General features: G+C 73.1%; 13 protein-coding genes. 10 read left to right on the top strand and 3 right to left on the bottom strand.

Going from position 1 to position 15,498, the window contains the following annotated elements:
- Positions 1–27 precede the first annotated feature (27 nt).
- The gene (locus ACFXOA_RS22350) at positions 28–603 is read left to right on the top strand and encodes a GNAT family N-acetyltransferase (protein WP_385031225.1); all 576 of its coding nucleotides are present in this window, start codon (positions 28–30) and stop codon (positions 601–603) included.
- 72 nt (positions 604–675) lie between these two features.
- Positions 676–2,379 carry a proline--tRNA ligase gene (locus ACFXOA_RS22345; RefSeq protein WP_385031222.1) on the top strand — a complete coding sequence of 568 codons (1,704 nt, stop codon included), beginning with the start codon at positions 676–678 and terminating at the stop codon, positions 2,377–2,379.
- Positions 2,380–2,439: 60 nt separating this feature from the next.
- On the opposite strand, the gene ACFXOA_RS22340 is transcribed toward ACFXOA_RS22345, so the two are convergent.
- The 3 genes from ACFXOA_RS22340 to ACFXOA_RS22330 are packed head-to-tail and all read right to left on the bottom strand — an operon-like array spanning position 2,440 to position 4,404.
- On the bottom strand, positions 2,440–3,354 hold the full coding sequence (locus ACFXOA_RS22340; RefSeq protein ID WP_385031219.1) for an aminoglycoside phosphotransferase family protein: 915 nt from the start codon (positions 3,352–3,354) through the stop codon (positions 2,440–2,442).
- 28 nt (positions 3,355–3,382) lie between these two features.
- A complete protein-coding gene (locus ACFXOA_RS22335; RefSeq protein ID WP_385031216.1) occupies positions 3,383–3,889 on the bottom strand; it encodes a ferritin-like domain-containing protein in 507 nt (168 codons plus the stop codon).
- Positions 3,886–4,404, bottom strand: a complete 519-nt coding sequence (locus tag ACFXOA_RS22330; RefSeq protein ID WP_385031213.1) for a hypothetical protein — start codon at positions 4,402–4,404, stop codon at positions 3,886–3,888. Before ACFXOA_RS22330 ends, ACFXOA_RS22335 begins: the two co-directional genes overlap by 4 nt.
- Before the next feature lie 171 nt (positions 4,405–4,575).
- Here ACFXOA_RS22330 and rimP point away from each other — a divergent pair, with 171 nt between their 5' ends.
- The 8 genes from rimP to ACFXOA_RS22290 all read left to right on the top strand — a co-directional run bounded on the left by rimP (position 4,576) and on the right by ACFXOA_RS22290 (position 15,497).
- Complete coding sequence (gene rimP, locus ACFXOA_RS22325) at positions 4,576–5,073, top strand: ribosome maturation factor RimP (protein ID WP_385031210.1); 498 nt, start codon at positions 4,576–4,578, stop codon at positions 5,071–5,073.
- 2 nt (positions 5,074–5,075) lie between these two features.
- Positions 5,076–6,116, top strand: a complete 1,041-nt coding sequence (nusA, locus tag ACFXOA_RS22320; RefSeq protein WP_362668784.1) for a transcription termination factor NusA — start codon at positions 5,076–5,078, stop codon at positions 6,114–6,116.
- A gap of 143 nt (positions 6,117–6,259) precedes the next feature.
- Positions 6,260–6,538: a YlxR family protein gene (locus ACFXOA_RS22315; RefSeq protein ID WP_385031207.1), complete on the top strand. Its 279-nt coding sequence runs from the start codon at positions 6,260–6,262 to the stop codon at positions 6,536–6,538.
- A 149-nt stretch (positions 6,539–6,687) separates the two neighbouring features.
- Positions 6,688–9,801: a translation initiation factor IF-2 gene (gene infB / locus ACFXOA_RS22310; RefSeq protein WP_385031204.1), complete on the top strand. Its 3,114-nt coding sequence runs from the start codon at positions 6,688–6,690 to the stop codon at positions 9,799–9,801.
- A gap of 166 nt (positions 9,802–9,967) precedes the next feature.
- Positions 9,968–10,264, top strand: coding sequence for a DUF503 domain-containing protein (locus ACFXOA_RS22305; RefSeq protein WP_362551395.1), 297 nt, complete (start codon positions 9,968–9,970; stop codon positions 10,262–10,264).
- 26 nt (positions 10,265–10,290) lie between these two features.
- Positions 10,291–10,752, top strand: coding sequence for a 30S ribosome-binding factor RbfA (gene rbfA, locus ACFXOA_RS22300; protein ID WP_362551393.1), 462 nt, complete (start codon positions 10,291–10,293; stop codon positions 10,750–10,752).
- Positions 10,749–11,663 (top strand): tRNA pseudouridine(55) synthase TruB, encoded by a 915-nt coding sequence (gene truB, locus ACFXOA_RS22295; protein ID WP_385031201.1) that lies wholly within the window; start codon positions 10,749–10,751, stop codon positions 11,661–11,663. The genes rbfA and truB overlap by 4 nt, the downstream gene beginning before the upstream one ends.
- Before the next feature lie 276 nt (positions 11,664–11,939).
- Complete coding sequence (locus ACFXOA_RS22290; RefSeq protein WP_385031198.1) at positions 11,940–15,497, top strand: trypsin-like peptidase domain-containing protein; 3,558 nt, start codon at positions 11,940–11,942, stop codon at positions 15,495–15,497.
- Position 15,498: the final 1 nt, after the last annotated feature.

Raw genomic sequence — 15,498 nt, 5'->3', positions numbered from 1 at the left:
AGGGGGCGCGGCCAGTAGGGTTCCCGCATGGCAGCCGCAACCCCCACGTCCCCCCAGGACCCCGGGTCCCCCGACCTCGTGGTCGGACCGATCGACCTCGCCGCCCGCGTCGACGAGGCACTGGCTGTGCAGGCCCTCGCCTTCGGGCTCAGCCAGGAAGAGATCGACGTACGCCGCCACATCGTGCTGCGCCACCTCGAGAACCCGCAGGCCAGGGCCCTGGGAGCCACCACCGCCGAGGGCCGGCTGGTGGGCTTCGTCTACGGCCTGCCCAACTCCCGGACCCACTGGTGGTCCACGGTCGTCGAGCCGTACCTGCGCGCCACCGGAACCGACGCCTGGCTCGACGACTCGTTCGTGATCACCGAACTGCACGTCCACCCCGACTTCCAGCAGCGGGGTCTCGGCCGCGGCCTCATCACCACCATCACGGACTCGGCCGGCCTGCCCCGGTCCATCCTCTCCGCGATCGACACCGAGAGCCCCGCCCGGGGCCTCTACCGTTCCCTCGGCTATCAGGACCTGGCCCGCCAGGTGCTCTTCCCGAGCGCTCCCAGGCCCTACGCCGTGATGGGCGCGCCGCTCCCGCTGCGCCGCCGCTGACAATTGGATTTCCGCCCGCGCGGGCCCCCCGGCTAACCTCGGGCTCACCACCCTTCCGAGCAGGAGTTCACCATGGCCCAGGTCCAGCGCATGTCCCGATTGATGATCAAGACACTGCGCGACGACCCGGCGGACGCCGAGACGCTCAACCACAAGCTCCTCGTCCGCGCCGGTTACGTACGCCGCACCGCGGCCGGCATCTGGTCCTGGCTGCCGCTCGGCAAGAAGGTCCTGGAGAACATCACCCGCGTCGTCCGCGAGGAGATGGACGCCATCGGCGGCCAGGAGGTCCTGCTCCCCGCGCTGCTCCCCAAGGACGCCTACGAGGCGAGCGGACGGTACGACGAGTACGGCGACCTGCTGTTCCGCCTCAAGGACCGCAAGGGCGCCGACTACCTCCTCGGCCCCACCCACGAGGAGATCTTCACCCAGGTCGTCAAGGACATGTGCTCGTCCTACAAGGACCTGCCCGTCATCCTCTACCAGATCCAGACGAAGTACCGGGACGAGGCCCGCCCCCGTGCCGGCGTGCTGCGCGGCCGCGAGTTCCAGATGAAGGACTCGTACTCCTTCGACACCACGGACGAGGGGCTGGCCGAGGCGTACCGGCTGCACCGCGCCGCCTACATCCGGATCTTCGACCGCCTCGGCCTCGACCACCGCATCGTCTCCGCGGTCTCCGGCGCCATGGGCGGCTCCGCGTCCGAGGAGTTCCTCGCCCCCGCCCCGGCCGGCGAGGACACCTTCGTCGACTGCCCCAACTGCGACTACGCGGCGAACACCGAGGCCGTGACCTACAAGGTCACGACCGTCGCGGACGCCTCCGCGACCGGCCCCGTCGAGGAGCTGGACACCCCCGACACCCCGACGATCGAGACCCTCGCCGCCCACCTCGGCGTCCCGGCCTCCGCCACGCTGAAGAACCTCCTGGTCAAGGTCGACGGCGAGATCACCGCCGTCGGCGTACCCGGTGACCGCGAGGTCGACCTGGGCAAGCTGGGTGAGCACCTGGCCCCCGCCGTCGTGGAGCTCGTCACCGCCGAGGACTTCGTGGACCGTCCCGACCTGGTGCGCGGTTACGTCGGCCCGCAGGGCCTGGAGAAGGTCCGCTACATCGCCGACCCGCGGGTCGCCGCCGGCACCGCCTGGATCACGGGGGCCAACAAGGAGGGCAAGCACGCGAAGAACGTCGTCGCGGGCCGCGACTTCGAGGTCGACGAGTACCTCGACGTCGTCGTCGTCGAGGCGGGCGACCCCTGCCCGAAGTGCGGCACCGGCCTCCAGGTGGACCGCGCCATCGAGATCGGCCACATCTTCCAGCTCGGCCGCAAGTACGCCGACATCTTCTCCCTCGACGTCCTCGGCCAGCAGGGCAAGCCGGTCCGCGTCACGATGGGCTCCTACGGCATCGGCGTGTCCCGCGCCGTGGCCGCGCTCGCCGAGCAGACCGCCGACGACAAGGGCCTGTGCTGGCCCCGCGAGATCGCCCCGGCCGACGTGCACGTCGTCGCCGCCGGCAAGGCGCTCCAGACCGAGCTCGCCCTCGACGTCTCGGAGAAGCTGAACGCCGCCGGTCTGCGCGTCCTCGTGGACGACCGCGCCGGTGTCTCCCCCGGGGTCAAGTTCACCGACTCCGAGCTCATCGGCGTCCCGAAGATCCTCGTCGCCGGCCGTCGCGCGGCCGAGGGCGTCCTGGAGCTGAAGGACCGCCGCACCGGTGAGCGCGAGGAGCTCACCGTCGACGAGGCGATCGCACGCCTGACCCAGCAGGACTGACGACCGAACCCCGGCACGGGAAGGGCCCCGCGCGACGCGCGGGGCCCTTCCCGCTCGTGCCTACAGCCAGCCGGCGAACTCCAGGGACAGCTCCCCGTCCTGCGTCCGCCCCGCCGTCAGGGCCCGCGTGCCGGACTCGACGGCTCGGAACAGCGTCCAGCCGCGCAGCCTCGCCTGGTCCACCTCCAGCGAGTCGGCGAGCTTCCTGACCCGGCGACGGGCCGTCGCCGCGCCACCGGGTGACGCGACCAGGTCCTCCACCCGGTCGCGTGCCAGGCGTGCCAGGTCGTACGCACGCTCGCCGGTCAGCGGTTCCGGGCCGACCGCGAGCCACGGGGCACGCTCGCCCGACAGGACCTTGCTCTGCCGGAAGTTGCCGTGCAGCAGGAGGTCCTCGGGGGACTCCAGGACCAGTTCGTCCCGCGCTTCGACGGCCGCCCGTACGAGCGGTTCGAGTGCGGGGTCCCGTACCGCGGCCGCCCGCATCGGCTCCGCCTGGCGGCCCGTGCGTTCCGCGACGGTCTCGAAGGCGTGCCCGGCCGGCGGTTCCACCCACAGGCGCCGTACCGTGCCGGCGGCCTCCAGAAGGGCCTTGGCCTCGGGCAGCGAGCGCAGGGACACCTCGTGGTGGAGACGCTCCAGCAGCAGCGCGTCACCTGGGGCCCCGCCCTCCGGCGCGCCGAGGAGCCCGACGGCGCCCCAGCCGCCCCAGTGCGCGAGCGCCGCTCCTTCGAGCGCCGGTTCGGCGCCCGCCGGAGCGACCTTCAGTGCCGCGGGTGTGCCGTCCGCCCGGTGCACCAGGAGCACGAGGCTCGTGCGCCCGCCGGGAGCACACACCCGGTCCGGCGAGACCGAGAGCGCGGACAGCGCGTCGTCGGCGAGTGCGGGGAGCCGGTCGAGCCACGCGGCCGCGGCCGCGTCCCCGTACGTCTCGCCGAGCGCCCGCACCAGACGCTGCGGCGGTTCGAAACCCATACGTGCCTTGTTCCCTTTCAGAGCGTGCTCAGTGCGTTCTACCCGTGGCCCCGGCCTCCGCCGTGTTGTCCGGCGGATCGGCCCTCTCGGTGAGACCGGGAAAGGCTACGCCGGTGCCGCGCCAGCGCACCGCGCGTACCGCGGCCTCCCGGAGCGCCCCCGCGGCGTCCTGCCGCAACGGCCCCTCGGCGGCCCGGACGAGGTCGGAGTACACGCCCGCGACCCGGTCCTCCAGGAGGGCGGCGAGCCGCATGGCGCTCGCGGGATCCCGCACCGCGAAGGGCAGAGCGTACGCCGCGCGGGCGGCGACCGGCGCACCGCCCAGGTCGCGCACGGTCCGCGACAGCGCGTCCCGCCGCGACCGGTGGGCGTCGACCGAGGCCGTGGCGTCGGAGCGGCGGTCCCCGTCCAGCCGGCCTCCCAGGACCCCGTATCCGTAGACCGCGGCGTGCTCGGCGGCGAGCGCGGCCTGCGCGGCGCGCAGCGGTTCCTCGGAGCCGGTGTCCGGCTCCGCCGTCCGGGACGATCGGGTCATGCCGGGGTCTCCTTGGCCAGTTCGCTGAGCAGATAGGCGTGGGCCGCGCCCGCGGCGGCCACCGAGGCGAGCAGCCTGGCCAGCTCCGGGTCGGCGGTCAGCAGGGCCGCCGCCCGGGCGTCCGCCACCCGGCGTTCCTCGCCCGCCAGTTCCCGCAGGGCGCCCCGCGGGTCGGGGGCCGGCGCGGACGCGGCGGGGGAGGCCGCGGGAGGCTTCACCGTGCCTCCCAGGGCCTTCAGATGCTCGCGTACGGCATCGCGCATCGGTGCGAGCCCCGCCTCCGTGGCCGGGTGGGCGGCCGAGACCTGGTCGTACCGGGTGAGCAGGGCGGCGCTGTCACGGGCCGCCGCCGCCCGCAGGGCCTTGCCGGCGCGGAGCGAGGCGGCCCGCGCGTCCGCCGCCCCGGAGGCCTTCGGCCGCTCGGGGCCGTCCCCGCAGCCCGTCAGCACCGCACCCAGGGCGAATGCGCCCGTAGCGGTGAGCGCACTCCTGCGCGTCGTCCCCGTGCGGCGCACTTGTCTCCTTCAGCCTGGTTTCTGACAGTTTCTGACTCGAAGTGATCACCGAAGGTGAGCGTACCCGCGGCGGGGCGGGAGGCGGACGGCAACACCCCTGAGGACCGGATACCCTTTGATCTGACGCACGACGTTCCCCACAACAGCACACGCGGCCGAGGAGTCACCCGGATGAGCACCACCCAGAGCGACAGGCTGCGCGAACTGCTGGAGCCGCTCGTCAGCGCCAAGGACCTCGACCTCGAGGAGATCGAGGTGTCCAGGGCGGGCCGCCGGCGGGTGCTGAGAGTCGTCGTGGACTCCGAGGACGGCGTGGAGCTCGACGCCTGCGCGGAGCTCAGCCGCGGCATCTCCGAGACGCTGGACGAGACCGACGCCATGGGCGAGGGCGAGTACGTACTCGAGGTGAGCTCGCCGGGCGCCGACCGCCCGTTGACGGAGCACCGCCACTACGTACGCGCCACCGGCCGGCTGGCCCGGCTCACCCTGGGTGAGGGCGGCGAGCTGGTGGCCCGCATCCTCGAGGTGGACGACGAGGGCCTCGACCTGGAAGTGCCGGGTGTGAAGGGGCGCAAGCCCACCGCGCGCAGGGTCGCCTTCGACGAGATCGTCAAGGCGCGCGTCGAGATCGAATTCAACCGCAAGGACAAGAAGGAAGAGGAGGCGTAGCCGTGGACATCGATGTGAAGCTTCTGAAGGGCTTGGCGCAGGACAAGGAGATCCCCTTCGACGTGCTCGTCGGGGCGATCGAGTCGGCCCTCCTCATCGCGTACCACCGCACCGACGGCAGTCACCGCCGGGCGCGCGTCGAGCTGGACGCCGCGGGACACGTCACGGTCTGGGCGAAGGACGACCCCGCCGAGCTCGAGGAGGGCCAGGAGCCCAAGGAGTTCGACGACACGCCCTCCGGCTTCGGCCGCATCGCCGCCACCACCGCCAAGCAGGTCATCCTGCAGCGGCTGCGCGACGCCGAGGACGACCGGACGTTCGGCGAGTACGCGGGACACGAGGGTGACGTCGTCACCGGCCTGGTCCAGCAGGGCAAGGACCCGAAGAACGTCCTCGTCGACATCGGCAAGCTGGAAGCGATCCTGCCCGTGCAGGAACAGGTTCCGGGCGAGGAGTACACCCACGGGCTGCGTCTGCGGACGTACGTCGTCCGCGTGGCCAAGGGTGTCCGCGGTCCGTCGGTGACCCTCTCGCGTACCCACCCGAACCTCGTGAAGAAGCTCTTCGCGCTGGAGGTCCCGGAGATCGCCGACGGATCGGTCGTCATCGAGGCCATCGCCCGCGAGGCCGGGCACCGCACCAAGATCGCCGTACGCTCCACCAGGGCCGGTCTGAACCCCAAGGGCGCCTGCATCGGCCCGATGGGCAGCCGCGTGCGCAACGTCATGGCCGAGCTGCACGGCGAGAAGATCGACATCGTCGACTGGTCGGACGACCCCGCTGAGATGGTGGCCAACGCGCTGTCACCCGCTCGGGTGAGCAAGGTCGAGGTCGTCGACCTCGGCGCGCGCTCCGCACGGGTGACCGTGCCCGACTACCAGCTGTCGCTGGCGATCGGCAAGGAGGGGCAGAACGCCCGTCTCGCCGCCCGTCTCACCGGCTGGCGCATCGACATCCGCCCGGACACCGAGACCGACGCCGAGCGTGACGTCGCCGACCGTGAGCGCGCCGAGCGGGCCCGGGAGCGGTCCGAGCGGGGCTGACCCCCGGGCAGGTCAGGGGAACCGCGCCGGCCTGGAGCGGTTCCCGGGAATATTCCTCGGCGTCCCGGCGCTGAGATCACGACAACATCCGTTCGATTTTTGCCCCAAAGGGGTGAGGTCGGTGCGGGGAGGTAGACTTAGCCGTGTCTGGCCGGACGCAAGCCCGTGCTTACCCCGAGCGAACCTGTGTGGGATGCCGGGAGCGAGCGGCCAAGAGCGAACTGCTGCGCATCGTGGTGGGCGAGGGAGAGGTTGTCCCTGATCCACGCGGTACGCTGCCCGGCCGGGGTGCGTATGTGCACCCCGCCTCTGTCTGTCTCGGCCTGGCGGTCCGCCGCAGGGCCTTCCCCCGGGCCTTCAAGGCCAAGGGGCCGTTCGACTCCGCGGCACTGCAGCGGTTCGTCGAGCGGGTGACACCGTAGGAAAAGTGAACGGCACGGGTCCCCGTGCGGTCAGGTACCTCGCGAGTTGGAAGTAGGTCGAGATTGCGATGAGCACTCGATGAGTACGCGATGAGTACGCCCATGAAGTAGCGACGGTCCGGCGGTAACCCGGACCTAAAAGGAGCGAAGTGGCTAAGGTCCGGGTATACGAACTCGCCAAGGAGTTCGGCGTGGAGAGCAAGGTCGTCATGGCCAAGCTCCAAGAACTCGGTGAATTCGTCCGTTCGGCGTCCTCGACGATCGAGGCGCCGGTTGTACGCAAACTGACTGACGCACTGCAGGGTCCCGGCGGCAACGCCGGCAAGACCGCTGCGAAGCCTGGCGCGCCTCGCAAGGCCGCCCCCGCGAAGCCCGCGGCGCCGTCCCCGGCGTCCGCGGCACGTCCCGCTGCCCCGAAGCCCGGCGCCCCGGCCCCCAAGCCGGCCGCCGCGGAGACCCCGGCGAGCAGCACCCCCGCGGCACCCTCCGCGCCCTCGGCGCCGTCGGCGGGTCCCCGTCCGGGCCCCCGGCCCGCGCCGAGGCCCGCACCGGCCAACCCGGTGCCCGCGGCGGAGTTCTCCGCCCCGGCCCCGGCCCAGCAGCCGGCCGCGCCGCAGCAGGCCCCGCGTCCCAGCGGTGCCACCCCCGGCCCCCGTCCCGCCCGTCCGGCCCCGGCCGGCGGTCAGCGTGACGGCGGTCAGCGTGACGGCGGCCGTGGCGGCGAGCGCGGCGGAGACCGTCCCGCACGTCCGGCCGGCCAGGGCGCACCCCGCCCCGGCGGCGCACGTCCGGCCGGTCCCCGTCCGGGCAACAACCCCTTCACCTCCGGCGGCTCCACCGGCATGGCGCGCCCCCAGGCGCCCCGTCCCGGCGGTGCCCCGCGCCCCGGCGGCGGCCAGGAGCGCCCCGGCGCCCCGCGTCCGCAGGGTGGTCCCGGTGGCGCTCCGCGTCCCCAGGGCGGCCAGGGCGGTGCCCGTCCGACTCCGGGCGGCATGCCCCGTCCGCAGGCTCCCCGTCCGGGCGGCGCGCCCTCGGGCAACCGTCCGAACCCCGGCATGATGCCGCAGCGTCCCGCTGCGGGCCCCCGCCCCGGCGGTGGCCCCGGTGGCGGTGGCCGTGGTCCCGGTGGCGGCGGCGGTCGTCCCGGTGGCGGCGGTCGTCCCGGCGGCGGCTTCGCGGGCCGTCCGGCCGGTCCCGGTGGCGGTGGCGGCGGCTTCGCCGGCCGTCCCGGTGGTCCCGGTGGCGGTGGCGGCGCAGGCCGTCCCGGTGGTGGCGGCGGCTTCGGCGGTCGTCCCGGCTTCGGTGGCCGTCCCGGCGGCCCGGGTGCCCGTGGTGGCACGCAGGGTGCCTTCGGCCGTCCCGGTGGTCCCGCGCGTCGTGGCCGCAAGTCGAAGCGTCAGAGGCGCCAGGAGTACGAGGCCATGCAGGCCCCGTCGGTGGGCGGCGTCATGCTGCCTCGCGGCAACGGGCAGGCTGTCCGGCTGTCGCGCGGCGCGTCCCTGACCGACTTCGCGGAGAAGATCAACGCCAACCCGGCGTCGCTCGTCGCCGTGATGATGAACCTCGGCGAGATGGTCACCGCCACGCAGTCCGTCTCCGACGACACGCTCAGGCTCCTCGCCGAGGAGATGAACTACGTCCTGGAGATCGTCAGCCCGGAGGAGGAGGACCGCGAGCTTCTCGAGTCCTTCGACATCGAGTTCGGCGAGGACGAGGGCGGCGAAGAGGCCCTGGTCTCGCGTCCGCCGGTCGTGACCGTCATGGGTCACGTCGACCACGGTAAGACGCGACTCCTGGACGCGATCCGCAAGACGAACGTCGTCGCGGGCGAGGCCGGCGGCATCACCCAGCACATCGGTGCCTACCAGGTCTCCTCCGAGGTCAACGGCGAGGACCGGAAGATCACCTTCATCGACACCCCGGGTCACGAGGCGTTCACCGCCATGCGTGCCCGTGGTGCGAAGTCCACCGACATCGCGATCCTCGTGGTGGCGGCGAACGACGGTGTGATGCCCCAGACGATCGAGGCGCTGAACCACGCCAAGGCGGCCGAGGTGCCGATCGTGGTCGCGGTCAACAAGATCGACGTCGAGGGCGCCGACCCGACCAAGGTGCGCGGTCAGCTCACCGAGTTCGGTCTGGTGGCCGAGGAGTACGGCGGCGACACGATGTTCGTCGACATCTCCGCCAAGCAGGGCCTCAACATCGAGGCGCTGCTGGAGGCAGTCGTCCTCACCGCCGACGCCTCGCTCGACCTGCGGGCCAACCCGGAGCAGGACGCTCAGGGTATTGCGATCGAGTCCCACCTCGACCGCGGTCGCGGTGCCGTCTCCACCGTCCTCGTCCAGCGCGGAACGCTGCGCATCGGCGACACGATGGTCGTCGGCGACGCGTACGGCCGTGTCCGGGCGATGCTCGACGACAACGGCCAGAACGTCGAGGAAGCGGGTCCGTCGACCCCCGTCCTGGTCCTGGGTCTCACCAACGTCCCGGGTGCCGGCGACAACTTCCTGGTCGTCGACGAGGACCGTACGGCCCGTCAGATCGCCGAGAAGCGTGCCGCCCGCGAGCGCAACGCCAACTTCGCCCGCAAGGGTGTCCGGTTCTCCCTGGAGAACCTGGACGAGGCGCTCAAGGCCGGTCTGGTCCAGGAACTCAACCTCATCATCAAGGGCGACGCGTCCGGTTCGGTGGAGGCTCTCGAGTCCTCGCTGCTCCAGCTCGACGTCGGTGAAGAGGTCGACATCCGGGTCCTGCACCGCGGTGTGGGTGCGGTCACCGAGTCGGACATCGACCTGGCGACCGGCTCCGACGCCATCGTCATCGGCTTCAACGTGCGCGCCGCCGGGCGTGCGCAGCAGATGGCCGAGCGCGAAGGCGTGGACGTCCGGTACTACTCGGTCATCTACCAGGCGATCGAAGAGATCGAAGCGGCCCTCAAGGGCATGCTCAAGCCGGAGTACGAAGAGGTCGAGCTCGGCACGGCGGAGATCCGCGAGATCTTCCGCTCGTCCAAGCTGGGCAACATCGCCGGTGTGCTGGTCCGCTCCGGCGAGGTCAAGCGCAACACCAAGGCGCGCCTGCTGCGCGATGGCAAGGTCATCGCGGAGAACCTCAACATCTCCGGTCTGCGTCGCTTCAAGGACGACGTCACCGAGATCCGCGAAGGCTTCGAGGGCGGTATCAACCTCGGAAACTTCAACGACATCAAGATCGACGACGTCATCGCGACGTACGAGATGCGCGAGAAGCCGCGAGGCTGATCAACGGGGATCCCGGGGGGACCACCCCGGGATCCCCACCACAGTCGGGGCCGGTCGACGGGTCGAATTTCCGTCGATCGGCCCCGGCCGTTCCGTGTACGGTTCTGGTGTCCCCGCCAAGCGATGGCGGGGCGCGAACCCGAACCGGCGGGACATCCGGACACACATGTATGTGGGGACTCTGTCCTTCGACCTGCTCCTCGGCGACGTACGGTCGTTGAAGGAGAAGCGTTCCGTCGTCCGGCCGATCGTGGCCGAACTCCACCGCAGATTCGCGGTGAGCGTCGCGGAGACGGGCGACCAGGATCTCTACCGCAGGGCCGAGATCGGCCTTGCCGCGGTCTCCGGGGACACCGGACACCTCACAGACGTACTCGACCGGTGCGAACGCATGATCGCGAGCCGGCCGGAGGTGGAGCTGCTGTCCGTACGGCGGCGGCTGCACAGCGACGAAGACGATTGAGCAAGGCTTGAGAAGGAGACGGACCAGTGGCCGACAACGCGCGGGCGAAGAAGCTGGCGGACCTCATCCAGGTGGTGGTCGCCGAGAAACTGCAGCGCGGTATCAAGGACCCGCGTCTGGGTACGCACGTGACCATCACGGACACCCGGGTCACCGGCGACCTGCGGGAGGCCACGGTCTTCTACACGGTCTACGGCGACGACGAGGAGCGGGCCAGCGCGGCCGCCGGCCTGGAGAGCGCCAAGGGCATCCTGCGCTCGGCGGTCGGCGCGGCGGCGGGGACCAAGTTCACCCCGACGCTGGCCTTCGTGGCGGACGCCCTGCCGGACAACGCCAGGGCGATCGAGGACCTGCTCGACCGGGCACGCGCCTCGGACGCGAAGGTCCGTGAGGCGTCGTCGGGCGCCACCTACGCCGGTGACGCGGACCCGTACCGCAAGCCGGAGGACGAGTCCGCCGAGAACGACGAGGACTCGCCTTCCGCATGACGCAGAACAAGCAGGGCAAGCAGGACAGGACGCCGGACGGACTTGTCATCGTCGACAAGCCGTCCGGCTTCACCTCGCACGACGTCGTGGCCAAGATGCGGGGTATCGCCCGCACGAGACGGGTCGGCCATGCCGGCACGCTGGACCCGATGGCGACCGGTGTCCTCGTCCTCGGTGTCGAGCGGGCGACCAAGCTCCTCGGCCACCTGGCGCTGACCGAGAAGGAGTACCTCGGGACGATCCGGCTCGGCCAGGACACCGTCACCGACGACGCCGAGGGCGAGATCACCTCGTCCACCGACGCCTCGGGGGTGACCCGGGAGGCCGTCGACGCAGGCGTCGCGGCCCTGACCGGGGCGATCATGCAGGTCCCGTCGAAGGTCAGCGCCATCAAGATCGACGGCAAGCGGTCCTACGCCCGCGTGCGGGGCGGAGAGGAGTTCGAGATCCCGGCCCGCCCGGTGACCGTCTCGTCCTTCCGCGTCTACGACGTCCGCGAGGGGGTCGCCGAGGACGGCACACCGGTCGTCGACCTCGTCGTCTCCGTGGTGTGTTCCTCGGGCACCTACATCCGGGCCCTGGCCCGTGACCTCGGCGCCGGGCTCGGCGTCGGCGGTCACCTGACGGCCCTCAGGCGCACCCGCGTCGGACCGTACGGCCTGGACGCGGCCCGTACGCTCGACGCGCACCAGGAGGAGCTCACCGTGATGCCGGTGGCCGAGGCGGCCGCGTCGGCCTTCCCCCGGTGGGACGTCGACGAGAAGCGCGCCAAGCTCCTGCTCAACGGTGTGCGGCTGGACATGCCGTCCTACCCGCCCGGGCCCGTCGGCGTCTACGGGCCCGACGGGGAGTTCCTGGTGCTCGTCGAGGAGCAGAAGGGCAAGGCCAGGAGCCTCGCCGTCTTCGCCTGACGAGGCCCGGAACGACGGGCGCCCCGGGGCGGCCGCGACACGTACCGGCGCTCAGGCGCTACACCGTCGACGGCACCAGAACCGGTCCCGTCGTGGAGCGGGCACCCCCCTGGTGTCTGCCCGCTCCACGATTCCCCTCCCGCGACCATCCCTGTCCACCGGATCGCTCCGATTCACCCCTATGGAGGGGCGCTCGGAGTGGCTGGGGGGTGTGAGGGGGGCGCTTTCGGCTCGTGGGTTTCCCGTGCCGATCGGCCTGGACCTACGGTCGGATCCATGGGCAGCGGGGACCGGTCGACACTTGTGAGAATCTGCGATCAGGCCGGCCGGCCGCGGGGGACCGGCTTCGTCGCGGACGACCGGGGAACCGTCGTCACCGGGCACCAGGCCGTCGCGCGCCCGGGAGCTCTCACCCTGCACGGCGCCGACGGCCGTAGCCGCACCGTCACCGGCGACGACATCGTCGCGCTGCCCGCCCAGGGGCTCGCACTGCTGCGCACCGGAGACCCGGACGCGCTGGGCGCGGAACCGCTCCCCATCGCCGTACGCGAGGAGATCGGCACGGGCACCTATGTGAGGATCGCCGCCCACGGCTGGCGGGAGGCCCGGGTGCTCGGGACCACTCCGGCGACCTACCGCGAGGGCGGACGCGAGCACCCGGTCGCCCACGCGCTGGAACTCGCCCTCGGCACCGACGGGAGGGACGCGCTGCGCTCCGGCGGCGCCGCAGTCGGAGGACCGGTGACCGACCCCCGCACCGGAGCGGTCCTGGGGGTGCTCTCGACCGCCCTGAGCGCCGGACACGAGACCGCCGGACTCGCCCTGCCGCTGACCGGAGAGGACGTCCCCGGCCCGCTCGCCGAGGTGCTACGCCGTAACGCGAGCGGCGTCCCCGGATACGGCAGCGACCTCAACCTCGCCGGTGCGCTGCAGCTGACCGCGATGTCGCTCGGCCATGCCGGCACCGGGCCCGGACACCCCGAGACCGTCGAACGGCCCAGGACCAGCGCCGAGTTCACCGCCTTCGAGACCGGCACAGGACCGGTGCTCGCCCTGGTCGGCGCACCGGGGACCGGCCGCACCACCGAACTTGCCGCGCTGGCCCACCGCCGGACCCGCGGCCCCGTGCCGGCTCTGACCCTCTGGCTGCGCGGAGCCGACCTGCTGGCCGACGACGCCTCGGTCGCGGACGCCATGGCCCGCGCCCTGTCACGCTCCGGGAGGATCATCACGGCGGCCGGGGCACCCGGCGACATGAGGGCCGCCACCCCGGAGAGGGTCGCCGCGCTCGCCGCCGCCTCCGGCAACCCGCTGCTCGTCGTCGTGGACGGCCCCGAGGAGATGCCCCCGCTGCTCGCCCACCGGCTCGCCCGGTACACCGGCGCGACCACCGAATGGCTCCTCGCCCACGACGTGCGCATGGTCGTCGCGTGCCGCCCCGAGCACTGGGAGACCGCCGGAGCGCTCTACCCGCCGGCCGCGCTGCACCGGCCGGAACGGCCGGCCGGGGGACTTCCGCCCTCGGTCAGGCTCACCGACCTCACGGCCGAACAGGCCGAGCGGGCGAGGGAACGGTACGCGGTCCCGCCCGGGTCGATCGCCCCCGGCGCCGACCGGCACCCCCTCACCCTGCGGCTCCTCGCCGAGGTACGGGCCGCGCTGCCGCCCGACGTGGAGGGCAGGCCCGGCACCGAGGAGGTCTTCGCCGCCCACCTGGACCTCAGCTGTGTCCGGATCGCCGTACGGATCGGGGCCGAGGCCGAACCCCCGCTGCGCGGCACGGCGGTCCGCAGACTGGCGGCCAAGGTCTCCGGGCAGGTCCACGAGGCCGCCAGGCGCTGCCTCGGCCCAGGCCAGGGCGAGCTGGACCGGGAGGCCTTCGAGGAGCTCTTCCCCTGGCGTACGGGCTGGGCCTCCGCGGTCCTCACCGAGGGCCTGCTGGTCCCGGCGGGAGCGGGGTACCGCTTCGCGCACGAGGAGGTGGGCGACTGGGTGCAGGGCGCCCACCTCGACCTGGACGCCGCCCTGCACGCCCTGGTCCACCGCTGGCACGCGGGGGAGACGCCCGCCGAGCCCGATCCGGCCCAGGACCCGGCGGAGCCCCGCAACCTGCCCGTCCCCCGCCACCGCATCGGCCCGGTGCTCCAGGCGATGCTCCTGCTGGAGCGCAGGCAGGGGGCCGCCGCGCTGGCCCACCGCATGGCGGACCTGATCGAGGCGATGGACCGCCTGCCCTCCGGTCCCGGCTCGCCCGAGCGGCTCACCGACGCCGCGTGGTGGGCTGCCCGGCTGCTGAGGGAGAGCCTGCTCAGGGTGGCCGACGCCCGTCCCTGCCTCGGTGTGCTGCGGGTCCTGGCGGGGCGGATCACCCGGCGCTCCCAGGCAGGCGGCGGCCGGGCGGCCCTCGGCCCCTACGCGGAGTTCGGCCCGTGGTTCTGGTGCCGGATCCGGCTGACGGAGACCGACCGCGTCGACCTCCTGCGCCGGCTCCTGCCCGCCGACGCCACCGTCCGGCCGGAGGGCGGCGAACGCTATCTCGACGCGGTGTCCCGGCGCCTGGCGGCCCACCCCAGGACCGTCCAGAAGCTGCTCTGCGGCTGGTTCGGCGACGAGAGCCCGCTGCCGGCCGAGGAGGGTGTGCCGATGCGGCTCACCGTGGCCTCGGCCGCGCAGGCGCTCCTGTACGCGCGCCGGGACCTCGCCGTCGACGACCTGACCGAGGCCCTCGCCGACACCCGCCACGCCCGTGCCGCCGAACTCCTCGTCACCCTCGCCGAGGACGAGCCGGGTGCGCTCTGCAGGGCCGTCGACCGCTGGGCGCGCGACGACGAGCGGCCCGGCCGCCGCGCCGCCGCCGCCTTCCACGCCACGCTCGTCGCCGCCTCCGCCTCCGCCCTCTCCGAGACCGACCGCGCGCTGCTGCGGGGCGCCGCGCTCACCCTGCTGGCCCGGCCGGACGACGCCGTCCTGCACGCGCAGGCGCTCACCGTCCTCGTACGGGACCCGAGGACGGGCGGCCGCTACCTGCCCCAGGCTCTGCGGGTGTTCGCCGCCGGTGACCCACGGCTTCCGGTCTCCCTGCTGACCGAGGTCTTCCCGAAGCACCCGGAACCCGTACTCGCCGCGCTCGGGGCCCGGCTCTCGCTGCCCGGCGAGGCGGCCGACACCGTGCTCCGGGAGCTGGCCGCCCTGGACACCCCCGCCCTCGCCCTGCACGCACCCGGACTCGTACGCCGCTTCATCGACAGCCGTCCGGGGCGGGACGCCGGGGCGCAGGCGGCCGAGTACGTCGATCTCCGGCTGGAGCACAGCCCCGCGGCCCGGGCGCTGCTCCTGCCCCTGATGACGGGCCTGCTGCGGGACCGCCCCGCCCCGCCGCCCGTGCGCGCCGCACTGGCCCGGGTCCTCGCCGCCCCGGGCACACCCGCGTCCGGCCCTCTGCGGGCGGAGCTGCTGGAGGTGCTGCTGGGGTTCGAGCAGGACACCGGGCGGGACCCGGAGGTCCTCGACGCACTCCTGCGGGCGGCCGCGGCCGGCGCGGCGGGGCGTCCCGAGGCGCGCACGCGCGCACTGGTGCACCGCACCGCGATGCTCCTCGTGCGGACGCCCGAGGGCGCCGCCCGCTTCGACCGCGCTCTGGTGGAGATCGCGGGGGAGGTACCCGGATTCGCGGCCCTCGTCGTCCGCTGGCTGGCCGACGCTCCGCAGGAATGGGCCGCCGTCGTGAGCCCCGGCGCCCGCCGGACGGTGGCGGCCCTGGACGGGGCTCGAACCGGGATCCCGATGCCGATGCAGGCCGCAGGGCGTGCGCATGGCAGTCTTAGACCTGCGTAAT

This window comes from Streptomyces sp. NPDC059166, assembly GCF_042755185.1.
GTDB lineage: Bacteria > Actinomycetota > Actinomycetes > Streptomycetales > Streptomycetaceae > Streptomyces.
The sequence above is the reverse complement of the archived record's forward strand: the minus strand, read 5'-3'. Positions and strand labels throughout refer to the sequence as shown.